This is a genomic window from Rathayibacter sp. VKM Ac-2926, from assembly GCF_022815565.1.
GTDB classification, from domain to species: Bacteria; Actinomycetota; Actinomycetes; order Actinomycetales; family Microbacteriaceae; genus Rathayibacter; species Rathayibacter festucae.
The window spans coordinates 254,218-275,194 of record NZ_JALGRS010000001.1 but is presented as its reverse complement, the minus strand read 5'-3'; the positions used below and the strand labels follow the sequence as shown (position 1 = coordinate 275,194).

The window sequence follows — 20,977 nt, the reverse complement described above, 5'->3', positions numbered from 1 at the left end:
ACAGCGCGGGAACCCGCGTTGCCACTTGCGGGCGACCCGCGTTCGTGCCAGCGACCGTCCGTCAGAGATTGCTCCCCTGTACCGTCACCGTCGGAACTGTGGCAGGTCCCGGCTTCGCCGCTTCGTACAGTTTCTCGATCTGCGCTTTGAGATCCTCTGCCGTGCCCTCGGAGGCAGCCGGCGTCTCCTTGTTTCCACCTCCAATGAAGGGGAAGAGCTTCGAGAGCATGTCGACTATGCGGTCCCATGCGTCAGGCTTGTCGTCGACTTCGATCGTCACCGTGCCGTCCTGCTTGATGACGATCGTCCGGCGGAAGTCGAGATCTTTGTCGAACCAGGACCGCGGGGGAGTGACGGTCGTGTCGATGTACTGGCCACCGCGCTTCTGGCGCCAGAAGCGCAGGACGGCGGCGACTACCACGATCCCTCCGACGATGACGATCGCCGGCGGGAAGAGATGCTGCTCATCACTTGGCGGGGCGAATCCCTCACCGCCTGAACGCTCGGCGAGCTCTTGCAGCTCGCGGAACTCCGTCGGAGCCAGGTTGTCGAAGAGGAAGCGGATCTGAACGTCGTCGGTCATGATCATCCTTTGCTCGGTGGCGCTGATCATCCTCCTCACCGGTGCTCGTGAACAGAGCACCGTATGACTCGCGTCCATCGACGGGCTGGCAGGTGCGACACTGGCTATCTTGTGCGGATGGACAACGGAGCTGACCGGCCCTCAAGCGCGGCTCAGAATGGAGCCGGAGGCCGTCAGGGAGATTTCGGTGCAAATGCCGAAATTGCCCAGAGAACTCTCCGCGCCCGCGTTCCGCAAGCCACAGATCCATCACGCGCCTCGGCCACGGCCCTCTCGGGGCCGGTCGGAGGCCGCGTCCTCCGCCATCGCGGCGAGTTCCGTCGCGCGCTGCGCCGTCGCGGTATCGTCGACGCGAAGATCTTCGGATCCGCGGCTCGGGGAGACGACCGCCCTGACAGCGACCTCGATCTCCTGGTGTCGGTTCCGGCCGGTCTCGGCGTCCTCGCCCTGGCCGGCCTCGAGCGCGAGCTCGCGGAGATCCTCGGCGCTCCGGTCGACCTCATCCCTGAGGAGGGCCTCAAGGAGCACGTGCGCCGCGCCGTCGAGCCGGACCTGCTGCCGTTGTGAGCAGCTCGTACTGATCGAGTAGCCCGCGGAGCGGGCGGTTCATGCTGATCGAGTAGCCCGCGGAGCGGGCGTATCGAGATCGACCAGCGTCAGAAGGACGAGTCTGCAGTTCAGCCCTTCTGAAGGGGGCGGGTCTCGATACGCCCCTGGCGGGGCTACTCGACCAGCATGGCGGAGTACCTTCGCGTCCTCGCGCTCACGCGCTCTCGCCGAGCGGGAACACCAGCAGCGTCGACGTGGCCGTCGCGACCAGGCGCCCCTGCGCGTCGGTCACCCTCGCCTCCGCGAACGCCACGCGGCGGCCCGGCTTCACGACCGTGCCGACGGCGAGCAGCTCGCCGCTGTCCTGGTGCAGGCCGCGGAGGTAGCTGACGGTGAGGTCGAGCGAGGTGTAGCCGACGCCGATCGGCAGCGTCGACTGCACCGCGCAGCCCGCCGCCGAGTCGAGCACCGTGCAGACGAAGCCGCCGTGCACCCGCCCGATCGGGTTGTAGTGCGACTCGTCCGGCGAGCAGCGGAACTCCACCCGGCCCTCGTCGACCGCGCCGAGCTCCACGTTCATCAGCGTGATGATCGGCGGCGGCGGGATCGTCCCGTCCTGCATCGCCCGCAGGTAGTCCAGCCCGCTCATCCGCATCGCCGCGGCCGCCCCGGCCATCGGATCCCGCCAGGTCACCGTCTTGCTGCGCAGCTCGTCCATGCCCACTCCCTCGTGCTCACTCGCTCGCACCCTACGCGCGTCGGTCCTCGGCGCGTCGGCGCAGCGTCTCGAGGAGGGCGGCCGGGGTCTCCGGGTCGCTGAGGCTGATCGCGAACTCGCTGCCGTGGGTGGTCGTCACGACGAGCCCCGGGCCGGCGCGGAGGATGAGGGCCGAGCGGCCCGGGGACATCCGGTAGCCCCAGCCGCCCCACTCCGACGGGCGCAGCGCGGCGGTGGTCACCGAGGCCATCGACGCCAGCGGGATCCGCCGCAGCGGGATCCCGAGCGCCCGGGACACCACGCGCAGCCCGCGACGGTCGGCCGTGACGCGCAGGCGGGTGAAGCCGAGCATCACGACCGCGCTCGCTCCGAGCACGATCGCCATCGCGATCGCCGGTCCCGTGTCGCCCGTGGCGAGCAGCCCCGGGACGGCGGCCGCCGCGATGAGCAGCAGCACCACTCCCGTGACGGCGAACACCCGGCCGGTGACGGTGTGCGACCAGGCGCCGGTCTCCTCACGGCCGAGCGGCAGCCGGTCGACGGCGACCCGCGGTGCGTGCCGGGTGGGCGGCGCGATCAGCGCCGGCACCACGGCGAACAGCCCGCCGCCGAGGAGCGCGAGAAGCCAGGCGCCGAGCACGGCCCCCTCCGCCGACCCCGCGGCCAGCGTCGTGCCGGCCGAGGTCGCCCAGCCGCCGGCACCGAGACCGACGACGAGGCCGAGTCCGCCGAGCAGGAGGCGCGGGGCGCGGCCGAACGCCGCGGCGACGAGTCCGGCGACGGCGGGGACGCCCGCCAGCAGCAGTGCCAGCCGGAGGAGGACCGCGACGGGCTGCGACTCGTCCGCGGCGCCGGTGCTCGACCAGTGCGAGGCGAGCACGGGCGGGAGCCGCTCGCCGAGGACGGCCAGGGAGACGAGGACCGCCGCGGCGGGGAGCAGGAGCGACGCGGCGGCGACGAGCGTGCGCGGGCTGCGGTCGGTGGTGGTGCCGGTGGTGGTCACGGTGCGGTCCTCTCGAGAAGGCGGATGACGTCGGCGCGGCTGATGCCGCTGCGGCGGGCCTCGGCGACGAGCTGCTCGACGAGGGCGGTGACGCGCACGAGGCCGGGGCCGGCCGACTCCGCGATCCAGGCACCGCGGCCCCGTCGCATCTGCAGGATCCCGTCGTCGCGGAGCGCGGCGTACGCGCGCAGCACGGTGTGCATGTTGATGCCGAGGGAGTCGGCTAGCTCCCGCGCCGGCGGCAGGCGGTCGCCCGCCGAGAGCTCGCCCGCCGCCACAGCGGCGCGGACCTGCGCCTCGAGCTGATCGGCCAGCGAGCGCGGCGAGGAGTGGTCGACACGCAGCAACATGTTCGCAATATTAGTAGAACAATGAGCGAGGAGTCGAGCGCGCTAGCGTGGAGGGTCCAGCACGGGAGAGGGGACCCCGATGACGACTCCGGTCACCGGTGCGCCGTCCGCGGCCCGGCGCGCGGCCACCCTGCGCCTCGCCGGCCTCTTCGTCGCGGCCGCCGGCCTGCTGGACGTCGTGTTCCTGTTCGCCCCGACCGGCTCCGGCTCCCTGCTCGCGGCGCGCGCCGTCGTCCTCCTCGGGGCGGCCCTGCTCGCGGCCGCCGCCTCGGTCCTCGCGCGCGGCGCCGACTCGAAGGGCGGGCTGGTCGGCCCGACCGGAGCGACGGCGCTGATCGTCTTCGCGGTCCTGATCGTGCTGCGGCCGATCGTGTCCTGGTCCTCGCCGAGCACGACCGGCTCGACGTCCACGCCCGAGATGATCGCCGCTTCGACGCTCGTGCTCACCCTGGCCGTGCTCACCGCGGCCGCCGGAGTGGTGGGGCTCGTCGCGCTCGGGCGCTCGCGCACCGTCCCGCGGCGGGTGGTGGTGATCGCCGCGGTCGCCGTGGCCGTGAACGCCGCCGGAGGACTCGCGACGACCGTCCCGCTGCTGGTCACGGCGACGCCCTCGCAGGGGCTGCTGATCGGGATCTCGATCGTGGCCTCGATCGCCGGGTCGCTCGCGATCCTCGCCACCGGAGCCGTCTGGCTGCTCGCCGCCCGCTCGATGGTCCGCGCGGGCTGACGGGCGCGCTTCCGCTCAGGACGACCGCTCAGGACGACAGCGTCAGCGACACCGCCAGCACGACCATCACGACCGCGACCGCCCCGTCGAGCACACGCCAGGCCGTCCGGCTGCGGAACAGCGGGCGCAGCGCCCGCGCCCCGAAGCCCAGCGCCGTGAACCACAGCACGCTGCCCAGCGCCGCCCCCGCGCCGAACCACCAGCGCTCGTCGCCGTGCGTGTTCGCGACGGAGCCGAGCAGCACCACCGTGTCGAGGTACACGTGCGGGTTGAGCAGCGTCAGGGCGAGGCAGGTGCCGATCGCCGTCCGCAGCGAGGTGGAGGCGCCGGCCGGGTCGCCCTCGAGCGTCCCCGGGCGCAGGGCCCGCCGCGCGGCGAGCACCGCGTAGGCGAGGAGGAAGGCGATCCCGCCCCAGCGGATGACCACCAGCAGCCACGGCGCCGACTCGAGCACCGCGCCGATCCCGGCGATGCCGAGGATGATCAGCGCCGCATCCGCCAGCGCGCAGATCGCGACGACGGCGAGCACGTGCTCGCGGCGGAGCCCCTGCCGCAGGACGAACGCGTTCTGGGCGCCGATGGCGATGATGAGCGAGAGGCCGAAGCCGAGGCCGGACACGGCGGCGAGGAGGGGGGACACGACTCCGACGCTAGGGGCGACCGCGCCTGTAGACCAGCTCACGCTCCTTCAGTACCGTAAGCGCAACTGATGGGGAACCCGATGCTGACCGACGATCTCGACCTCGCCCGCCTCCGCGCCCTCGCCGCCGCAGTGCGCTTCGGCTCCTTCGACGCCGCCGCGCGCGAGCTGCACGTCACGCCCTCGGCGCTCAGCCAGCGGATCAAGGCGCTCGAGTCCGCCGCCGGGCGCGTGCTGCTGGTGCGCTCGCGCCCCGTCGTCGCCACGGAGGCGGGTGCCGGGCTGCTCCGCCTGGCCCGCCAGATCGAGCTGCTCACCGAGGACGCCGTCCGGGCGCTCGACGGCGGTGCGCGCGAGGGCCGCGGACCGGTGACCGTGCCGATGGCCGTCAACGCCGACTCGCTCGCGACCTGGGTCCTGCCCGCGCTCGCGACCGTCCCCGAGGTCGTCGTCGAGCTGCACCGCGAGGACCAGGAGCACACCACCGCGTTCCTGCGCGACGGCACCGTCCTCGCCGCGGTGACGGCCGAGGCGGAGGCGGTGCTCGGCTGCACCGTCGCCCCGCTCGGCGTGATGCGCTACCGCGCGATGGCCGCCCCCGCCTTCGCCGAGCGCTGGTTCCCGGAGGGTCCGGACGCGGCGGCGCTCGCCGTCGCCCCCGTCGTCGTCTTCGACGAGAAGGACCGCCTGCAGGCCCGGTTCCTCGCTGCGGCCGGGGTGGAGGCCCGCCCGCCGCAGCACCGCGTGCCCGGCTCGGCCGACTTCGAGCAGGCCGTGCGCCTGGGTCTCGGCTGGGGCATGCTCCCCGAGCTGCAGGCCCCCGTCGGCGCGCCGGGCCTCGTCCCCCTCGGCGGCGCCCCCGTCGACGTCCCCCTCTACTGGCAGCAGTGGTCCCTGCACACCCCGAGCCTCGACGCCGTCGCCGCCGCGATCACCACCGCCGCCCACGCGACCCTGCGCGTCTGATCCCCGCCGCGAGATGCCACTTGTGCACGCGACACGCCGTGGAAAGCGTGCACAAGTGGCATCTCGCGGAGCCGGCGGGGCGGGGGTCAGACGGCGAAGACGTCGCGGAGGGTGACCGTCTCGAGGGAGCGGGCGCGGAGGAGGTCGACCAGCTGCGCGTAGACCGTCGTCACCGGGTCGAAGTTCGCGTGCCCGATCACGATGCGCTGCGGCCGGAACCACTCGTCCGCGAAGCCGAGCAGCTGCTCCGGCGTGATCCGCCCCGAGTCCGAGAGCGAGCCGTACCAGAGCGTCGTCGCCGTGTAGCCGACGGCCGCCGCGGCCGCCCGGCTGCGCGCGTCGGTGTAGCCGAACGGCGGGCGGTAGAACGGCGCGGCCTCCACGCCGTAGGTCGCGCGGATGAAGTCGCCGTTGCGGCCGAGCTCCTCCTGGATCCCGTCGTCCGAGAGCGAGGTCAGGTCGGCGTGCGACCAGGTGTGGTTCGCGAGCTGCACCTGCCCGCTCGCGACGAGCGGCGCGAGTGCCGGCGCGTTCACGGTCCAGGAGTCGTACTTCCCGTTGAGGAAGAAGGTGAGCCGGGTGCCGGTGTCCTTCGCGAACTGCGCGTAGGCGGCGACGACGTCGGTGTCGGCTCCGTCGTCGACCGTCCACGCCATCAGGTTCCCGTCGCCGGGCAGCTCGGTGATCGTGCCCTCCGGGAGCGGGAAGCGCGCGCGGATCGGCACGGGCGTCGCCGTCGCGGTCGGCACGGGGCGCGACGGGGGAGCGGGGGTGGGAGTGGGAGTCGTGGTCGCGGCCACCGGCGTCGCGGTCGGCGTGAGCCGCCCGGTGCTCGTGCACCCGGCCAGACCGGCGGCGGCGGAGGCGATCCCCAGCAGCAGCGCACGGCGCCGCAGTGCATCCGGCCTCGAGCCGTTCATGATTCCCCCCGCGGCGACCCGGACCCCCCGGTGCACCGGAGCGACCGTAGCACCGGCGAGTCTTGCAGGGTGCGCGCGTGTCGCCTAAGCTACTCGGGTTGCGTGCATCTGCACGCTCTTGCGCGCTGCCCTCCGGGCGGGACCCCGGTCCTCCTCGACAGGCGGGCGGTGCGCCGACAAGTGACCTTGGGTGGGTCGGGCGAGGCCTCGTGCCGCGCGTGGCCCACGGTACCCACACATGGAGGAAACCATGGCAGCAGTCTGCCAGGTGACCGGAGCCGTTCCCGGCTTCGGACACGCCATCTCGCACTCGCACCGGCGCACCAAGCGCCGCTTCGACCCGAACGTGCAGAAGAAGACGTACTACGTCCCGTCCCTGCGCCGTAACGTCACGCTGACGCTGTCGGCCAAGGGCATCAAGGTCATCGACGCCCGTGGCATCGAGTCCGTCGTGAAGGATGTTCTCGCTCGTGGGGTGAAGATCTAATGGCCAAGCAGCAGGACGTACGTCCGATCATCAAGCTCCGCTCGACGGCCGGAACCGGTTACACCTACGTGACCAAGAAGAACCGCCGCAACGACCCCGACCGTCTCGTGCTCAAGAAGTACGACCCCGTAGTGCGCAAGCACGTCGACTTCCGCGAGGAGCGCTAAGTATGGCCAAGAAGAGCAAGATCGCCCGCAATGAGCAGCGCAAGGTGGTCGTCGACCGCTACGCCGCCAAGCGCCTCGAGCTGAAGAAGGCCCTCGTCGACCCCGCCGGGACCGACGAGTCCCGCGAGGCCGCCCGCACGGGCCTCCAGAAGCTCCCCCGCAACGCCTCGCCCGTCCGCGTCCGCTCGCGCGACGCCGTCGACGGCCGCCCCCGCGGCAACCTCTCGAAGTTCGGCATCTCGCGTGTCCGCTTCCGTGACATGGCCCACCGCGGCGAGCTGCCCGGCATCACCAAGAGCAGCTGGTAGAAGTACCGCTGCACTCCTCCCGAAAGCCCGGAGACCTCACGGTCGCCGGGCTTTCGGCGTTCCCCGCCCCCTGCATGCTGATCGAGTAGGCCGCGGAGGTCTGCAGACCGCCCTCTCGGTGACGGTGGGTCTCGATACGCCCCTGGCGGGGCTACTCGACCAGCATGGGCGGAGCCGCACTGCGAACGGGATCCGTTGCATGCTGATCGAGTAGCCCGCGCAGCGGGCGTATCGAGATCCGGCTGCCGTGGCGCCGCGTAAAATGGCGGGCATGACAAGCAGCCTTCCGACCGTCGCCGAGATCGCGGCGCTCATCGATCACGCGATCCTCAAGCCCGAGCTGACCCGGACCGAGGTCGACGCGCAGCTCGACGAGGCCCGCGCGGCCGGCGTCTTCAGCGTCTGCGTGCGCCCCTCCGACATCGCGCACGCCGTCCGCCGGCTCGAGGGCTCGGGCGTCCTCGTCGGCACGGTCATCGGCTTCCCGCACGGCACGACCTCCACCGCGGCGAAGGTCGCGGAGTCGACGCAGGCCCTCGCCGACGGCGCCGTCGAGCTCGACATGGTCGTCAACATCGGCCGCCTGCGCAGTGGACTGCTCGACGACGTCGAGGCCGACATCCGCGCGGTCGTCGAGGCCGCCGAGGGCCACGTCGTCAAGGTGATCCTCGAGACCAGCTACCTCGACGACGAGCAGATCGTCGCCGGCAGCGAGGCCGCCGAGCGTGCGGGCGCCGACTTCGTCAAGACCGCGACCGGCTTCGGCGGCGGCGGCGCGAACGAGCACGACCTGCGCCTGATGCGCGGCGCCGTCTCCGACGCCGTCCAGGTCAAGGCCTCGGGAGGCGTCCGCGACCTCGACACGCTCCTCGCCTTCCGCGAGCTCGGCGTCACCCGCTTCGGCACCAGCGGCTCGGCCGTCATCCTCGGCGACCTGACCGCGCGCCAGGCGGGCGACGCCTCCGCCGCCCGCGTCGACGCCGCGTCGTACTGAGCGCCGTGCGCGGGGGAGGGCCGTCCGGTCGGCGCGCCGCGGCGGAGGGCGGGTCCCTCGACGTCGTCGCCAAGGCGCTCAAGGAGCGGGTCTACGCCGCCTTCACCGGGCTCGCCGTCGTGATGATCTACGCCGTCGACGAGCAGGCGGACTCCGCGCACGCCCTGCGCAGCCTCGTCATCGCGATCGTCGGCATCTCGGCCGCGGGCTTCGTGGCCGACGTCATCGCGCACCAGGTCGCCCACGCCGCGACCCCGACCGCGGCCGAAGCTCGCGTCATGCTCCGGATCGCCGGCGGCGCCCTCGCCTCTGCCTCGCTCCCCGTCCTGGTGCTGATCGCCTCGGCGCTCGGCTGGATCGACGACGTGGTCGCGCTGCGGATCGGCGTCGGCGTCTACGTCGCGACCCTCGCCGGCATCGCCCTGATCGCGGTCGTCCGGGCCGGCCTCGGCGTCGGGCAGAGCGTCATCGGCCTGCTTGGCCTCGTCGGACTGGGAGCCGCCGTCGTCGGCGTGCTCGCCCTGTCGCACTGAGGGGCCGGCGATCGTGACCGGCACCCGCACCCGCGTCGAGCTCGGCCGCCGGGAGGACCTCGGCGCCGACTGCGCGAACTGCTTCGGCCTCTGCTGCGTGGCCCTCGCGTTCACCCGCTCCGCCGACTTCCCCGTCGACAAGCCGGCCGGCGAGCCGTGCACGAACCTCGACACCGAGGACGCCTGCACGATCCACCGGCGGCTGCGCCCCGAGGGCTTCGCCGGCTGCACCGTCTTCGACTGCTTCGGCGCCGGCCAGAAGGTGTCGATGCAGACGTTCGGCGGCGTCTCCTGGCGAAGCGACGCGGAGGTGCGCGCGCGGATGTTCGCGGTCTTCCCGCTGATGCGCCGCCTGCACGAGCTGCTCTGGTACCTCGACGTCGCCCTCGGCCTGCGCGAGGTCGACGCCGCCCTGCGGGACGCGGTGCGCGTCCGCTTCGACGCGGTTCACGCCCTGACGCTCGCCGACGCCGACGCGATCCTCGCGGCCGACGTCGACGCGGAGTACGGCGCCGCCCGACCGCTGCTGATCGCGGCGAGCGCGGCCGCGCGGCACGACGGCCCACGGCGGCGGCGGCACGGCCGGCTGCGCCTGCAGCCCGGCGCCGACCTCGTGGCGGCCGCCCTCGCGGGCGCCGATCTGCGCGGTGCCGACCTGCGCGGCTCCCTGCTGATCGCCGCGGACCTCCGGGGCGCGGATCTCCGCGGCTGCGACGTCCTCGGCGCCGATCTGCGGGACGCCGACGTGGCGGGGGCCGATCTCTCGACGGCCATCTACCTCACGCAGGCGCAGGTCAGCAGCACTCGCGGCGACGCGCGGACCGCGCTGCCGCCGGACTTCGAGCGCCCGTCGCACTGGGCGGCGAGCACCGGATCGTGAGCGCTGGGCCTCGAGCGCCGGAGGGTCAGCCCTCGACGGTGCCGGCGGCCGAGCCGTCGTCGTCGAGGCCGAGGCCGCCGAGGACCTCGCGGTGGAGCAGGTGCGACCCGTTCCAGTTCTCGATCACGCACTGCGGGAAGGCCTCGAGGTCGAGGGCGTCGAGCCAGCTGGCGGCGGCTTCGCGTGCCCAGGACTCGGTGGAGTAGACGCCGAGGATCTCGGTCTCGTCCGCGAACGGCCCGGTGGTCGAGAGCACGTAGTGTCCGACGCTCATGGCTGCTCCTTCATCGTCGCGCAGTGGCGCGCGATGACAAGCCTGTCACAAACACGCTCTTGCGGAGAGCCGATGTCGGCGGCTAGGAGATGCTGTCGCGAAGTCGCGCGTTCAGGGCCGCGAGGGCGGCGGCGATCTCGGACTCGTCGGCGCCGGGCAGGACCGCGCCGCCCTGCGCGAGGCTGTGCCGGAGGGAGTCGAGCTCGGGGCTGCCGAGGCGGCCGGCGGAGGTGAGCACCTCGAGGGTGGTGAGGACTCCGATGAGCGCGACGGCGTCGTCGACGTCGAGGGGTCGGGCGCAGTTGTTCTCCATGCGCATCTCCAGGGGTTCGGTGCCGCGCGGGGGACGCGGTCGGGGGCGGGTGGGGCGGGTGAGGGGGCGCTGCCGGCTCCGGGGCCGGATGCACCGAGACGCCCCGCGGCCGGATCGACCGCGGGGCGTCAGGGGTGGTGCGGGGTGATCAGGCGACGCGCGGCTCGGCCTCGGGGGCGTCGTCCTCGGGGATGTGGACGTCCTGCACGGTGACGTTGATCTCGGCGACGTCCATGCCGACGATCTCGCGGATCGCACGGCCGACGGCGGAGCGCACGCCCTCCGCCACGTCCTGGAGCGCGGCCGGGTACTCGGCGACGATCGTGACGTCGGCGGCGACCTGGCGCTCGCCGACCTCGACCTTGACGCCCTGGGCGCGGTCGTCGTTGCCGAGCGCGCCGCGGATGGCGCCGAGGGCGCGGGCGGCGCCGTTGCCGAGGGCGTGCACGCCGGGCACCTCGCGGGCCGCGATGCCGGCCACCTTCGCGATGACGCCGTCGTCGATGACCGTACGTCCGGTCCCGTTCGTCGTCGTGGTGTTCGCGGTGCTCTCGGCCATGATCTCCTCTTTCGTCTCGGTGCCCGGTCGGTCGATCGGGCGGTTCAGAGGTAGGACGGAGCGTGCACGGCGAACGTCACGGTGGAGTCCCCGCTGCCCAGGGGACTGCCAGGGTCGGGAGGGAGGCGGGCCTCATCGCGCCGTCTGCTGCGCCAGGAACGCGAGGGTCCGCTCCAGCGCATCGCGCGCCTCCGGCAGCTCGAGGTGGAACTGGTACTCGTGGCCGAGCTCGCTCTCGTGCCCGTCGCCCCAGAGCAGCGCCGTGACCGGGACGCCGAGCGAGCGCAGCTGCGCCGCGAACGGGCGCGACTGCTGCGCGGTGAGCGGGTCGGCGTTGCCGCCGCTGAGGAACGTCGGCGGGAACCGCGGCGTGACGTGCTCGATCGTCGACATCCACCGGGCGGCGTCCGAGGTCCACCAGGCCCGCCGGCCGGTGTACGCCCAGAGGGCGGCGCGCAGCCCGCGGCCGGCGAGACCGGTGGCACGGGCGAGGGCGGCGAGGTCGAAGACTCCGCAGTGCAGGATCACCGCCCGCACGGCGTCGACGGGCAGGGTCGTCGTGAGCCCGGCCGCGCGGGCGTAGGAGGGGTTCGTGATCGCGGTGGCGAGCTGGCTCGCGAGCTGCGCGCCCGCCGAGTCGCCGGCCAGAACGAGGCGGTCGCGGGCGATCCCGAGGCGGCCGGCGCTGCGGCGCAGGTGCTCGAGTGCGGCGAGGAGCTGCCGCGGCGCGGTCGGGTGCACCGCCTCGGGCCCGCGGCTGTAGTCGAGCGAGACGACGGTGTAGCCGGCCTCGGCGAGCAGGCGGAGGTAGGGGTCCACGTCGCGCCGGTGGCCGGAGACCCAGCCGCCGCCGTGGATCCAGACCACGGTCGGGCGCGAGCCGGCGCCCGCGGAGCGGAGGACGTCGGCCGTCGTGGCCGGAGCGTCCGGACGCGCCGGGATCGGCTCGGCGACCCGCTGGATCCCCTCCGGAGCGAACGGCAGCATCGCCGCGGCCGTCCGCCGCGCCTCGCGCTCGAAGACCGCACGGACCGCCAGCGCGGCCGGCCAGGACGCGGCCCGGATCGGCGTCGCACGCACGGTGCCCCCTCCTCGCGTCGATCGCCCGGCCCCCACCGGCGACGCATCACGAAGGGTACGCACCGCATGTTTCCGCCGTGCGACGGCGCAGGTGGCAGGCTGGGCGGGTGACGGACGAGACGAGCGCGCAGGCCGCCCCGGAGACGGCGGCGAGCGCACCGGCGACCCGCCCGAAGGCCCTCCGCGCGAGGGCGATGCTCGTGCTGGCGCTGATCGGCGCGATCGGCGGGGTGCTCTCGGGCGCGTTCGGCGTCGGCGGCGGCATCGTGATGGTGCCGATGCTGATCGCCTGGGCCGGGATGGACCAGCGCCGAGCGTCCGCGACCTCGCTGCTCGCGATCGCGCCGACCGCGGTGGCCGGTGCCTTCGGCTATGCGCTCGGCGGGCAGGTCGCCTGGGTCCCCGCCGCGGTGATCGCCGCGGCCGCGATGATCGGCGCGATCCTCGGCTCCTGGCTGCTCGCGCGCCTGCCGCTCGGCGTGCTCCGCTGGCTGTTCGTCGCCCTGCTGGTCGCGGCGGCCGTGCGGATGGCGGTGTTCGGCTCGAACGAGACCGGCGACGTCGCGGAGGGCTGGGGCGTCTGGCCCGGCTTCGGCGGGCTGGGCCTGGCGATGGGAGTGGCCTCGGGGCTCTTCGGGATCGGCGGCGGCGCGATCGCCGTGCCCGTTCTCGTCGGCGCCTTCGGCCTCGCCGATCTGCTCGCCAAGGGCACCTCGCTCGCCGCGATGATCCCGACGGCGATCAGCGGCTCGATCGCGAACGCGCGCCGCGGACTGCTCGACGTCCGGGCCGGGCTCGTGGTCGGGCTCTGCGCGACGGGATTCTCCTTCGCCGGCGTCGCGCTGTCGTTCCTCCTGCCCGCGCGGATCTCGGGCGTGCTGTTCGCCGCGCTGCTGCTCCTCGCGGCGCTGCAGCTCGCGCTGAAGGGGCGGCGGAAGCGGACCTGATCCGGGATCGCCACCAGTCGCCCCTTGACAGCGCGCTGTTGTGAGTGTTTGATCAGTCACATGCCGACGACGACCCCCCGCTCCACCGCAGAAGCTCAGCGCGAGCGGATCACCGCGGCCGCCGTGCACGTCTTCGCGCGCACCGGCTACTCCGCCACGCCGATCACCGAGGTCGCGGCCGAGGCGGGGGTCTCGCCGGCCTACGTCTTCCGGCTCTTCCCGGGCAAGCTCGGCGTCTTCGTCGCCGCGGTCGACCGCTGCTACGAGCTGGTGGCGTCGACGCTCGCCGCGGCGGGGGAGGCCTCGGTCTCGTCGGACCCGGCCGACCGGCTCGAGGCGATGACCCTCGCCTACATCGACCTGATCGCCGACCGCGATTTGATCATGCTGCAGTCGCAGGCGCAGAGCGCGAGCGGGGTGCCGGAGATCCGCGAGGCGGTGCGCCGCGGGATCTCGACGGTCGTCCGCACGGTGAGCGTCGTCTCGGGCGCCGACGGCCCGGCCGTGCAGCGCTTCGTCGCCTACGGCCAGCTCTGCCACCTGATCGTGCAGACCGACCTCGGCGGTGTCGACTCCGAGTGGGCGCGCATCGTCTCCGCGGGCATCCGGCACCACGACTGAGCCGGCGCGCAGCCACATGCTGGTCGACTCCTGCTGGTCGACCCATGCTGGTCGAGTAGCCCCGCAGGGGCGTATCGAGACCCACCGTCTTCAGCAGGGCGTACCTGCAGACTCGTCCTCTGACGCTGGTGGATCTCGATACGCCCGCGGCGCGGGCTACTCGATCAGCATGGGGGGGGGGCGACACTGCATGACCGACCTCTCCATGTCCATAAAAGTGACTGTTCAGTCACTCACACACACCCCAAGGAGCACCCCATGCCCACCGCCCTCCCGCTCACCACCACCGGCGTCGTCCTCCCCGGGCTCGTCGAGCCGTCCGGACTGCTCCTCGAGCAGGCGCCGGTCGAGCCGCCCGCGGCCGGCGAGCTGCTCGTCGCCGTCGAGGCCACCGGCATCTCCTTCGCCGAGCAGTCCATGCGCCGCGGCCGCTACTTCGCCCAGCCCGCCTTCCCCTTCACGCCCGGCTACGACCTCGTCGGCCGGGTGCTCGCCGTCGGGCCCGGCGGCGACGCGTCCCTCGAGGGCCGCCGCGTCGCCGCCCTCACCAAGACCGGCGGCTGGACCGGCCACGCCCGGGTCGCCGCGCGCGACTGCGTCCTCGTCCCCGAGGGCGTCGCGCCCGAGGACGCCGAGGCCGTGGTGCTGAACGGAGTGACGGCCTGGCAGATGCTGCACCGCTCGGCCCGGCTCTCCCGCGGCGACACGATCCTCCTGTTCGGAGCGAACGGCGGCGTCGGCGGCCTCGTGCACCGGCTCGCCTCACTCGAGGGCATCCGGTTGATCGGCGCCGCCTCGCCGCGGCACCACGACGCCCTCCGTGCGGCCGGCGTCGAGCCGGTCGACTACGCCGACCCGGAGCTCGCTGCCCGCGTCCGCGAGCTCGCACCGGGCGGCGTGAACGCCGTCTTCGACAACATCGGCGGGGAGACCACCCGACTGGCCTGGTCGCTGCTCGCGCCCGGCGGCACCCTCGTCGCCTACGCGATCGTCAGCGCGAGCACCGGCAGCATCTGGCCGCCGTTCCTGAAGCAGCTCGCCCGGGTGCAGGCGTACCAGCTGGCGCCGAACGGGAAGCGCGCCGTCTTCTACGACCTCTGGTCCGGGCACTCGCTCCGGCCCGCCCGGTTCCGCGCGCGGCTCGAGGAGGACCTGGGCCGCGTGCTCGCGCTGCTCGCGGACGGCTCGCTCACCGCCAACATCGCGGCGCGCTTCCCGCTCACGGAGATCGTGGCGGCGATGGAGCTCGCCGAGTCGCGGACGCTCGACGGCAAGGTGATCCTGCTGCCCTGATCGCCGCGGCCGGGGAGCGGGTCCTCGGGACCATGGAAAAATGGGAGGCGATGTCCTCCCGAGCCGCATGAGCGCCGCCACCTACCTGACCGCCTCGATCCCCCTGCGCCTCGCGAGCGCGGGGATGGTCGTCGCCCTGCCCGTCCTCGCCGTCGAGCGCCTCGACGACGTCGCGCTCGGCGGGCTGCTGACCGGCGCCGCCCTGTTCCCGAGCGTGATCGCCGCTCCGCTCGTCGGCACCGTGCTCGACCGGGTGCGCGCGCCGCGCCGGCTGCTGGTCGGCGCGGCGCTCGCCACCGCCGCCTCCTTCGCGCTCGCGTCCTTCCTCGGCGACGTGCCGACAGTGCTGATCGCGCTGCTCCTGGTGATCGCGGGCCTGGCGACCCCGGTCTACATGGGCGGCATGTCGAGCTTCGTGACCAGCGCGATCGCCGACCCGCGCCGCGCCTACGCTCAGGACTCGCTGTCCTACACCGTCGCCTCGATCGGCGGCCCCGCGATCGCCGGGCTGGTGATCGCCGTCGCCTCGGCCCGCTTCGCCATGCTCGCGATGGCCGCCCTCGCGCTCGTCGGCGTCCTCGGCTCGCTCGCCCTGCGGATGGAGGCGCGGCCCACCCCCACCGTCGGCGTCCGGCGCACCATCGCGGCCGGTGTCACCCACCTCGTGCGGCACCGGCCGATCGCGATCGTCACCCTCTCCGGGACGATCAGCCAGATCGGCGGCGGCGCGGCCGGCGTCGCGGCGATCGGGCTGTCGCTCGAGCGGGTGGGCAGCACCGCGGCGGCGGCCGGGCTGCTCACCGCGTTCGCCGTCGGCGGGCTGCTCGGTGCGATCGCGGTCGCCGTGCGGCGCTGGACGCGACGCCCGCCGGCCTGGGTGATGGGGGCGGGCTTCGCCGCGACCGGCGTCGCCCTGCTCGCCGCCGCGCCCGACCTCGGGATCGTCGTGGCCCTCGTCGCGTTCGCCGTCGCCGGAGTCTTCACCGCACCCGCGAACGCCGCGATGCTGCTGCTGCGCGATCAGGAGAGCCCGGCCGCCGTCCGCTCCCAGGTCTTCACCATCGGCGCGGGCCTGCGCGCCGCCGCCGCCGCGGTCGGTGCCGCCCTGGCCGGAGCCGCGTCCTCGCTCGACGCCGGCTGGCTCATCCTCGGCATCGCCGCCGTCTGGATAGCCTCGGGCCTGCTCCTGACCCTCTTCCCCCGCCCCGCGGCCACGCGCGAGAGCTGATCCCCGCCGCGAGATGCCACTTATGAGCGCGACACGCCGTGAAAAGCGTGCACAAGTGGCATCTCGCGGGGTGGGTCAGAGGGTCAGGCGGCGGCGCCCGAGAGGGTGCCGGTGCTTGGGCCCGCGGGGTCGGTGATCAGGCAGTTGATGACGCGGTCGCCGCCGTCCCAGCTCTCCTGGGTCGGGTAGTAGTAGCTGAAGTCGTACTGCGACTCCTCGTAGCTGAGACCGACGAAGCCCTCGAACGCGGCCTGGCACTCGGAGTCGGCCTGCTCGGTGGTCGCCGTCTCGCCGGGGTACTCGTCCGCGTCGGCCATCGTGATGTTCTGGAAGACCTCGTAGCTGTGCGCGTCGGAGCACGGCACGGTCGGGACGTCGGTGACCTCGGTCGCGGTCTCGCTCAGCTCGTCGTTCAGGCAGTCGCCGACGCGGAGCTGGAAGACGTCGGTCGTGCCGCCGTCGACGATCTCGCCGGAGGTGTCGTCGCGGGTCTCGCCGCCCATCATGCTGTTGATCCCTGAGCAGCCGGTGAGGCCGAGGGCGAGGGCCGCGGCGGCGGCGAGGACGAGGGCGGAACGGCGGCGGTTCATCGGAGGCTCCAGACGGCGGTGACGGGGTCGGCTCCAGGGTAGGGGTGGCGGGGCCCGCCGGGGCACCCCCCTGTGCGGTGCGGCCCGCTACTCCGATCGTCGCCGCCCGGCAAGGCCCCGCGAGGGGCAGGCGAAGTCCAGCCGGGTGGAGTCGAATGGGGGCATGGCTCAGAAGACCGTCGCAGACCAGCTCATCGCCCAGCTCATCGACGCCGGGGTCGCCCGGATCTACGGGATCGTCGGGGACTCGCTCAATCCGATCGTCGACGCGGTGCGCCGCAGCGGCGGCTCGGCGAAGGGCGGGATCGACTGGATCCACGTCCGCAACGAGGAGGCCGCCGCTTTCGCGGCCGGCGCGGAGGCGCAGATCACCGGGAAGCTGGCGGTCTGCGCCGGGAGCTGCGGCCCCGGCAACCTGCACCTGATCAACGGCCTCTACGACGCGCACCGCTCGGGTGCGCCCGTGCTCGCCATCGCGAGCCACATCCCGAGCGGCGAGATCGGCTCCGGCTACTTCCAGGAGACGCACCCCGACCGCCTCTTCGTCGAGTGCTCGCACTACCGCGAGCTGGTCTCCACCGCGGCGCAGGCCCCGCGGGTCGTCAACGCGGCGATGCGCAGTGCCGTCGCGCTCCGCGGCGTGGCCGTGGTGACCCTCCCGGGCGACGTCGCCGAGTTCGAGGCGGAGGGCGACTTCCCGTCCTTCGTGCTTCCGGAGCGGCCGACCCTGGTGCCCGCCGCGGCCGACGTCCGCGCGCTCGCGCAGGCGATCGACGAGGCGAAGACGGTCGCGATCTTCGCCGGCGCCGGCGTGCGGGATGCGCACGACGAGGTCGTCGCCTTCGCCGAGCTCGTCGGAGCGCCGATCGGGCACAGCCTGCGCGGCAAGGAGTGGATCCAGTACGACAACCCCTACGACGTCGGCATGACCGGGCTGCTCGGCTACGGCGCCGCCCACGCGGGCATGCACGACGCCGACCTCCTGATCCTGCTCGGGACCGACTTCCCCTACGAGCAGTTCCTGCCGGACGCGTCGAAGGTCGTCATCGCGCAGGTCGACAGCGACGCGTCCAAGCTCGGTCGCCGCGTGAGCGTCGCGCATCCCGTGCACGGCGACGTCGCCGCGACCCTGGACGCGCTGACGCCGCTGGTGAAGCGCAAGGACCACCGCTTCCTCGACAAGCTCCTGAAGAAGCACGAGAAGCTCGTCACGGGAGTGGTCGGCAAGTACACCGAGGTCGCCACGAAGCGGCCGATCCACCCCGAGCTGGTCGCGTCGACGCTGGACGCACTGCTCGCCGACGACGCGATCGTGACCGCCGACACCGGCATGGGCAACGTCTGGCAGGCCCGCTACGTCACGCCGAACGGCCGCCGCCGGCTGCTGGGCTCGTACTCGCACGGCTCGATGGCGAACGCGCTGCCGCAGGCCGTGGGCGCCCAGCTCGCGCAGCCCGGCCGCCAGGTCGTCTCGCTGAGCGGCGACGGCGGGCTCTCGATGCTGATGGGCGAGCTGGTGACGGTCGCGGCCTACAAGCTGCCGGTGACCATCGTCGTCTTCAACAACTCGACGCTCGGGCTGGTGAAGGTGGAGATGCTCGTCGACGGCTTCCCCGACTTCGCGGTGGACGTGCCGATGGTCGACTACGCGCAGGTCGCGACGGCGGTCGGCATCCGCGGGATCCGGGTCGAGGACCCGCGCGAGGTGGAGTCCGCGCTGCGCGAGGCGCTCGCCGACCCGGGGCCCGTGCTCGTGGACGTGGTCACGGATCCGCTCGCGCTCTCGCTGCCGCCGACGGTCACCGGCGCCCAGGTGAAGGGCTTCGCACTGGCGATGTCGAAGATGGTGATGAACGGCGGCGCGGGCGAGGCGATCGCGCTGGCCCGCTCCAACGTGAAGCACGCGCTGCCGTGATCGACGCTCCCGCGATCGACCGCGCCGCGCTCGCGACCGGCACCTGGTTCGTGCGCGGCTCGAGCCTGCCGCTCTGGCGGGGGCGCGAGGGGGTGGCGATCACCTACGCGCCCCTGCCCGGCGGCGAGGTCGGCGACGTGGTCAGCTGGCGCGGCCGGCGCTCGACGCGCTACGTGGTCGGGATCGACGCCCCCGACCCCGCGGATCCCGACGGCTTCCGCTGGCGGGGCGTCGAGCCGCTGACGCTGCTCGCCCGCAGCCGCTGGTCCTTCGTCGCCGCCGACGCCGAGGCGGGCTGGGCGCTGACCCGCTTCGCCCGCACGCCGTTCACCCCGGCGGGCGTCGACGTGTACGTCCGCGAGGCGCGCCCGGCCGCCGGTGTCCTGGCCGCCCTCGCGGCCTGCGCCGCGGACCCGCGCACGGCGCCGCTGCGCCCCCGGATGTTCGAGGTCGCGCCCTGACGGCTCAGGCCTGGACGGTGGTGGATCTCGGTGCTACTCGATCAACAGAGAGATGCTGCAACGGAGCTGACGCTGTCCTGCATGCTGGTCGAGTAGCCCCGGAGGGGCGTATCGAGACCGACGCGCTCAGAGGCTCTCGCCCACCGCGATCGACTGCGCCTCGACGGCGGCGCTCTCCGCCCCGTGCGCGTCCGCGCGCGCCAGCGTCCGCCGCCCGAGGAAGACGATCAGCGAGGCGATCAGCACCGCGCCCGCCGCCGCGTACATCGGGAAGGCCGGCGAGATCGCCGCGGCCAGCGCCGAGGCGGCCGGCGGGGCGATAGCGCCGCCGAGGAAGCGCACGCCCGAGTAGGAGGACGAGGCCACGGAGCGCGGCAGGTCGGTCGCCTCCATCACGCACTCGGTCAGCACGGTGTTGACGACGCCCAGCAGCAGGCCGCCGACGATGATGCAGACGATCAGGCCGACCCGCGAGGAGATCAGCAGTCCGCCGGCGACGAGGTCGAGCGCGAGCAGCACCAGCACCGAGCGGAGCACGACGGTGCGCGGCAGCCGCGCGGTCAGCAGCGGAGCGACGAAGACCGAGGTGATCGCGACGCCGAGGCCCCAGCCGAAGAAGGTGAAGCCGAGCCCCATCTCGTCGAGTCCGAGCGGGTACGGCGTGTAGGCCAGCAGCACGAAGAAGCCGATGTTGTAGAACAGTGCGGCACCGGCGAGGGTGCGGATCGCGGGCACGGCCAGCGCCTTGAACGGCGCGGAGAGCGGCGTCGGGGTCGGCCGCGGGCCGTCCTCGCGCAGCAGGGTCGCGATGGCGATGAAGCCGACGGCCATCAGCACGGCCGTGCCGAAGAACGGTCCGCGCCAGGAGACCGAGCCGAGCAGGCCGCCGAGCAGCGGGCCGATCGCGATGCCGACGCCGAGCGCGGCCTCGTAGAGCACGATCGCCGCGGAGGAGCCTCCGCTGGCCGCGCCGACGATCGTCGAGAGCGCGGTCGAGATGAAGAGCGCGTTGCCGAAGCCCCAGCCGGCGCGGAAGCCGATGACGCCCTCGACGCTGCCGGCCGTGCCGGCGAGCGCGGCGAAGACCACGATCAGCACCAGGCCGATCATCAGCGTCTTCTTCGCGCCGATGCGGCTGGAGAGCCAGCTGGTGAAGAACATCACGACGCCGGTGATCACGAGGTAGCTGGTGAACAGCAGCGAGGTCTCGGTCGGCGTCGCCTCGAGGCTCTCGGCGATGGCCGGGAGGATCGGGTCGACGAGGCCGATGCCCATGAAGGCGATGACGGCGGCGAAGGCGACGGCCCAGACGGCGAGCGGCTGCCGGAGGATCGAGCCGCCCGCGGCGGGGGAGTGGGGAGTGGACACGGAGGGGCCTTTCGGGGGAGGGGTCGTGCGGGAAGGGGAGTCAGGAGGCGGGACCGCCGGCGACGCGCAGGACGCGCTCCTCGACGAGGGCCGCGGCGCGCTCGAGGGCGCGGCGGTCGTCGTCGTCGAGGTCGTCGAACAGCGGGGCGAGGGCGGTGTCGAGGCGGAGGCGGTGCTCGGTGAGCGCCGCGGCTCCCGCCTCGGTGCCCTCGATCAGCCAGGCGCGACCGTCGCTCTCGTCGTGCACGCGGCGGATCCAGCCGGCCTCGTCGAGGCGCGCGATGATGCCGGTCATCGTCGGCTGGGTGACCCGGACACGCTCGGCGAGCTCGCCGAGGCGGATCGGGGAGGCGGTGCGCAGCTCGGCGAGCGTCGACCAGACGGCACCGGACTGCGCGCCGAGCCCGGTGGCGCCGCTGGAGCGGCCGGCGTACCGCGCGAGCGCGGTGGCGGCGGAGGCGAGGCGGACGGGGGCGGAGGGTTCGAGCACGTGCTTAAACATA

28 protein-coding genes are annotated in these 20,977 nt (G+C 73.5%); 15 read left to right on the top strand and 13 right to left on the bottom strand.

What is annotated here, in order from left to right; genetic code table 11:
- Positions 1 to 61 precede the first annotated feature (61 nt).
- Entirely contained in the window at positions 62 to 583 is a 522-nt protein-coding gene (locus MT351_RS01380; protein ID WP_243581066.1) for a hypothetical protein, read from the bottom strand.
- Positions 584 to 646: 63 nt separating this feature from the next.
- On the opposite strand from MT351_RS01380, the gene MT351_RS01375 reads away from it, so the two are divergent.
- The gene (locus tag MT351_RS01375; RefSeq protein ID WP_308197694.1) at positions 647 to 1,150 is read left to right on the top strand and encodes a nucleotidyltransferase family protein; all 504 of its coding nucleotides are present in this window, start codon (positions 647 to 649) and stop codon (positions 1,148 to 1,150) included.
- Between the two features lie 196 nt (positions 1,151 to 1,346).
- Here the strand turns inward: MT351_RS01375 and MT351_RS01370 are convergent, their stop codons facing one another.
- The 3 genes from MT351_RS01370 to MT351_RS01360 are packed head-to-tail and all read right to left on the bottom strand — an operon-like array spanning position 1,347 to position 3,203.
- Positions 1,347 to 1,850 (bottom strand): PaaI family thioesterase, encoded by a 504-nt coding sequence (locus tag MT351_RS01370; protein ID WP_243581064.1) that lies wholly within the window; start codon positions 1,848 to 1,850, stop codon positions 1,347 to 1,349.
- A gap of 31 nt (positions 1,851 to 1,881) precedes the next feature.
- Entirely contained in the window at positions 1,882 to 2,853 is a 972-nt protein-coding gene (locus MT351_RS01365) for a hypothetical protein (RefSeq protein WP_243581063.1), read from the bottom strand.
- Entirely contained in the window at positions 2,850 to 3,203 is a 354-nt protein-coding gene (locus MT351_RS01360) for a GntR family transcriptional regulator (RefSeq protein WP_123734810.1), read from the bottom strand. The genes MT351_RS01365 and MT351_RS01360 overlap by 4 nt, the downstream gene beginning before the upstream one ends.
- Before the next feature lie 79 nt (positions 3,204 to 3,282).
- Between MT351_RS01360 and MT351_RS01355 the strand changes: the two genes are divergently transcribed.
- Positions 3,283 to 3,930: a hypothetical protein gene (locus MT351_RS01355; protein ID WP_132434978.1), complete on the top strand. Its 648-nt coding sequence runs from the start codon at positions 3,283 to 3,285 to the stop codon at positions 3,928 to 3,930.
- 28 nt (positions 3,931 to 3,958) lie between these two features.
- Here MT351_RS01355 and MT351_RS01350 read toward each other — a convergent pair whose 3' ends face one another.
- Entirely contained in the window at positions 3,959 to 4,570 is a 612-nt protein-coding gene (locus tag MT351_RS01350) for a LysE/ArgO family amino acid transporter (RefSeq protein WP_207901597.1), read from the bottom strand.
- 81 nt (positions 4,571 to 4,651) lie between these two features.
- Here MT351_RS01350 and MT351_RS01345 point away from each other — a divergent pair, with 81 nt between their 5' ends.
- Positions 4,652 to 5,536 carry an ArgP/LysG family DNA-binding transcriptional regulator gene (locus tag MT351_RS01345; protein ID WP_243581062.1) on the top strand — a complete coding sequence of 295 codons (885 nt, stop codon included), beginning with the start codon at positions 4,652 to 4,654 and terminating at the stop codon, positions 5,534 to 5,536.
- An 86-nt stretch (positions 5,537 to 5,622) separates the two neighbouring features.
- Here MT351_RS01345 and MT351_RS01340 read toward each other — a convergent pair whose 3' ends face one another.
- The gene (locus MT351_RS01340; RefSeq protein ID WP_132434972.1) at positions 5,623 to 6,456 is read right to left on the bottom strand and encodes a polysaccharide deacetylase family protein; all 834 of its coding nucleotides are present in this window, start codon (positions 6,454 to 6,456) and stop codon (positions 5,623 to 5,625) included.
- Positions 6,457 to 6,706: 250 nt separating this feature from the next.
- Between MT351_RS01340 and rpmB the strand changes: the two genes are divergently transcribed.
- The 6 genes from rpmB (at position 6,707) to MT351_RS01310 (ending at position 9,825) form a co-directional block, all read left to right on the top strand.
- On the top strand, positions 6,707 to 6,943 hold the full coding sequence (rpmB, locus tag MT351_RS01335; protein ID WP_056038148.1) for a 50S ribosomal protein L28: 237 nt from the start codon (positions 6,707 to 6,709) through the stop codon (positions 6,941 to 6,943).
- On the top strand, positions 6,943 to 7,110 hold the full coding sequence (gene rpmG / locus MT351_RS01330) for a 50S ribosomal protein L33 (protein ID WP_027692168.1): 168 nt from the start codon (positions 6,943 to 6,945) through the stop codon (positions 7,108 to 7,110). Before rpmB ends, rpmG begins: the two co-directional genes overlap by 1 nt.
- Positions 7,111 to 7,112: 2 nt before the next feature.
- Positions 7,113 to 7,418, top strand: coding sequence for a 30S ribosomal protein S14 (gene rpsN, locus MT351_RS01325; protein ID WP_123444774.1), 306 nt, complete (start codon positions 7,113 to 7,115; stop codon positions 7,416 to 7,418).
- 271 nt (positions 7,419 to 7,689) lie between these two features.
- Positions 7,690 to 8,412, top strand: a complete 723-nt coding sequence (deoC, locus tag MT351_RS01320) for a deoxyribose-phosphate aldolase (RefSeq protein WP_123734815.1) — start codon at positions 7,690 to 7,692, stop codon at positions 8,410 to 8,412.
- Positions 8,413 to 8,417: 5 nt separating this feature from the next.
- The gene (locus MT351_RS01315; protein WP_132434970.1) at positions 8,418 to 8,945 is read left to right on the top strand and encodes a hypothetical protein; all 528 of its coding nucleotides are present in this window, start codon (positions 8,418 to 8,420) and stop codon (positions 8,943 to 8,945) included.
- Positions 8,946 to 8,958: 13 nt separating this feature from the next.
- Complete coding sequence (locus MT351_RS01310) at positions 8,959 to 9,825, top strand: pentapeptide repeat-containing protein (protein WP_243581061.1); 867 nt, start codon at positions 8,959 to 8,961, stop codon at positions 9,823 to 9,825.
- A gap of 25 nt (positions 9,826 to 9,850) precedes the next feature.
- On the opposite strand, the gene MT351_RS01305 is transcribed toward MT351_RS01310, so the two are convergent.
- The 4 genes from MT351_RS01305 to MT351_RS01290 all read right to left on the bottom strand — a co-directional run bounded on the left by MT351_RS01305 (position 9,851) and on the right by MT351_RS01290 (position 12,051).
- On the bottom strand, positions 9,851 to 10,099 hold the full coding sequence (locus MT351_RS01305) for a hypothetical protein (RefSeq protein ID WP_123444778.1): 249 nt from the start codon (positions 10,097 to 10,099) through the stop codon (positions 9,851 to 9,853).
- An 82-nt stretch (positions 10,100 to 10,181) separates the two neighbouring features.
- Positions 10,182 to 10,412, bottom strand: coding sequence for a hypothetical protein (locus MT351_RS01300; protein WP_132434966.1), 231 nt, complete (start codon positions 10,410 to 10,412; stop codon positions 10,182 to 10,184).
- A gap of 148 nt (positions 10,413 to 10,560) precedes the next feature.
- Positions 10,561 to 10,971, bottom strand: coding sequence for an Asp23/Gls24 family envelope stress response protein (locus tag MT351_RS01295; protein WP_123734818.1), 411 nt, complete (start codon positions 10,969 to 10,971; stop codon positions 10,561 to 10,563).
- Positions 10,972 to 11,103: 132 nt separating this feature from the next.
- Positions 11,104 to 12,051: an alpha/beta hydrolase gene (locus tag MT351_RS01290; protein ID WP_243581060.1), complete on the bottom strand. Its 948-nt coding sequence runs from the start codon at positions 12,049 to 12,051 to the stop codon at positions 11,104 to 11,106.
- A 107-nt stretch (positions 12,052 to 12,158) separates the two neighbouring features.
- Here MT351_RS01290 and MT351_RS20190 point away from each other — a divergent pair, with 107 nt between their 5' ends.
- From MT351_RS20190 to MT351_RS01270, 4 genes are all read left to right on the top strand, one after another.
- Entirely contained in the window at positions 12,159 to 12,998 is an 840-nt protein-coding gene (locus tag MT351_RS20190) for a sulfite exporter TauE/SafE family protein (protein ID WP_243581059.1), read from the top strand.
- Between the two features lie 60 nt (positions 12,999 to 13,058).
- Positions 13,059 to 13,619, top strand: coding sequence for a TetR/AcrR family transcriptional regulator (locus tag MT351_RS01280; RefSeq protein ID WP_243581058.1), 561 nt, complete (start codon positions 13,059 to 13,061; stop codon positions 13,617 to 13,619).
- A gap of 258 nt (positions 13,620 to 13,877) precedes the next feature.
- Positions 13,878 to 14,912: a medium chain dehydrogenase/reductase family protein gene (locus MT351_RS01275; protein ID WP_243581057.1), complete on the top strand. Its 1,035-nt coding sequence runs from the start codon at positions 13,878 to 13,880 to the stop codon at positions 14,910 to 14,912.
- A 67-nt stretch (positions 14,913 to 14,979) separates the two neighbouring features.
- Positions 14,980 to 16,140, top strand: a complete 1,161-nt coding sequence (locus tag MT351_RS01270) for an MFS transporter (protein WP_165908970.1) — start codon at positions 14,980 to 14,982, stop codon at positions 16,138 to 16,140.
- 83 nt (positions 16,141 to 16,223) lie between these two features.
- Here MT351_RS01270 and MT351_RS01265 read toward each other — a convergent pair whose 3' ends face one another.
- Positions 16,224 to 16,730 (bottom strand): septum formation family protein, encoded by a 507-nt coding sequence (locus MT351_RS01265; protein ID WP_123444786.1) that lies wholly within the window; start codon positions 16,728 to 16,730, stop codon positions 16,224 to 16,226.
- A gap of 163 nt (positions 16,731 to 16,893) precedes the next feature.
- Here MT351_RS01265 and MT351_RS01260 point away from each other — a divergent pair, with 163 nt between their 5' ends.
- Positions 16,894 to 18,645 carry a pyruvate dehydrogenase gene (locus tag MT351_RS01260; RefSeq protein ID WP_243581056.1) on the top strand — a complete coding sequence of 584 codons (1,752 nt, stop codon included), beginning with the start codon at positions 16,894 to 16,896 and terminating at the stop codon, positions 18,643 to 18,645.
- Positions 18,642 to 19,106, top strand: coding sequence for a hypothetical protein (locus MT351_RS01255; protein WP_243581055.1), 465 nt, complete (start codon positions 18,642 to 18,644; stop codon positions 19,104 to 19,106). The genes MT351_RS01260 and MT351_RS01255 overlap by 4 nt, the downstream gene beginning before the upstream one ends.
- 126 nt (positions 19,107 to 19,232) lie before the next feature.
- Here the strand turns inward: MT351_RS01255 and MT351_RS01250 are convergent, their stop codons facing one another.
- Positions 19,233 to 20,474 carry an MFS transporter gene (locus MT351_RS01250; protein WP_123444789.1) on the bottom strand — a complete coding sequence of 414 codons (1,242 nt, stop codon included), beginning with the start codon at positions 20,472 to 20,474 and terminating at the stop codon, positions 19,233 to 19,235.
- A gap of 40 nt (positions 20,475 to 20,514) precedes the next feature.
- A complete protein-coding gene (locus tag MT351_RS01245; protein ID WP_243581054.1) occupies positions 20,515 to 20,976 on the bottom strand; it encodes a MarR family winged helix-turn-helix transcriptional regulator in 462 nt (153 codons plus the stop codon).
- Position 20,977 lies beyond the last annotated feature (1 nt).

Coding starts and splice junctions, on each gene's coding strand:
- MT351_RS01345 (WP_243581062.1), top strand. CDS start 4,652: ATGCTGACCGACGATCTCGACCTCGCCCGCCTCCGCGCCCTCGCCGCC.
- MT351_RS01270 (WP_165908970.1), top strand. CDS start 14,980: ATGAGCGCCGCCACCTACCTGACCGCCTCGATCCCCCTGCGCCTCGCG.
- MT351_RS01370 (WP_243581064.1), bottom strand. CDS start 1,850: ATGGACGAGCTGCGCAGCAAGACGGTGACCTGGCGGGATCCGATGGCC.
- MT351_RS01300 (WP_132434966.1), bottom strand. CDS start 10,412: ATGGAGAACAACTGCGCCCGACCCCTCGACGTCGACGACGCCGTCGCG.
- rpsN (WP_123444774.1), top strand. CDS start 7,113: ATGGCCAAGAAGAGCAAGATCGCCCGCAATGAGCAGCGCAAGGTGGTC.
- MT351_RS01275 (WP_243581057.1), top strand. CDS start 13,878: ATGCCCACCGCCCTCCCGCTCACCACCACCGGCGTCGTCCTCCCCGGG.
- MT351_RS01340 (WP_132434972.1), bottom strand. CDS start 6,456: ATGAACGGCTCGAGGCCGGATGCACTGCGGCGCCGTGCGCTGCTGCTG.
- MT351_RS01260 (WP_243581056.1), top strand. CDS start 16,894: ATGGCTCAGAAGACCGTCGCAGACCAGCTCATCGCCCAGCTCATCGAC.
- MT351_RS01265 (WP_123444786.1), bottom strand. CDS start 16,730: ATGAACCGCCGCCGTTCCGCCCTCGTCCTCGCCGCCGCCGCGGCCCTC.
- MT351_RS01280 (WP_243581058.1), top strand. CDS start 13,059: ATGCCGACGACGACCCCCCGCTCCACCGCAGAAGCTCAGCGCGAGCGG.
- rpmB (WP_056038148.1), top strand. CDS start 6,707: ATGGCAGCAGTCTGCCAGGTGACCGGAGCCGTTCCCGGCTTCGGACAC.
- MT351_RS01305 (WP_123444778.1), bottom strand. CDS start 10,099: ATGAGCGTCGGACACTACGTGCTCTCGACCACCGGGCCGTTCGCGGAC.
- MT351_RS01355 (WP_132434978.1), top strand. CDS start 3,283: ATGACGACTCCGGTCACCGGTGCGCCGTCCGCGGCCCGGCGCGCGGCC.
- MT351_RS01295 (WP_123734818.1), bottom strand. CDS start 10,971: ATGGCCGAGAGCACCGCGAACACCACGACGACGAACGGGACCGGACGT.
- MT351_RS01360 (WP_123734810.1), bottom strand. CDS start 3,203: ATGTTGCTGCGTGTCGACCACTCCTCGCCGCGCTCGCTGGCCGATCAG.
- MT351_RS01245 (WP_243581054.1), bottom strand. CDS start 20,976: ATGTTTAAGCACGTGCTCGAACCCTCCGCCCCCGTCCGCCTCGCCTCC.
- MT351_RS01375 (WP_308197694.1), top strand. CDS start 647: ATGACTCGCGTCCATCGACGGGCTGGCAGGTGCGACACTGGCTATCTT.
- rpmG (WP_027692168.1), top strand. CDS start 6,943: ATGGCCAAGCAGCAGGACGTACGTCCGATCATCAAGCTCCGCTCGACG.
- MT351_RS01380 (WP_243581066.1), bottom strand. CDS start 583: ATGACCGACGACGTTCAGATCCGCTTCCTCTTCGACAACCTGGCTCCG.
- deoC (WP_123734815.1), top strand. CDS start 7,690: ATGACAAGCAGCCTTCCGACCGTCGCCGAGATCGCGGCGCTCATCGAT.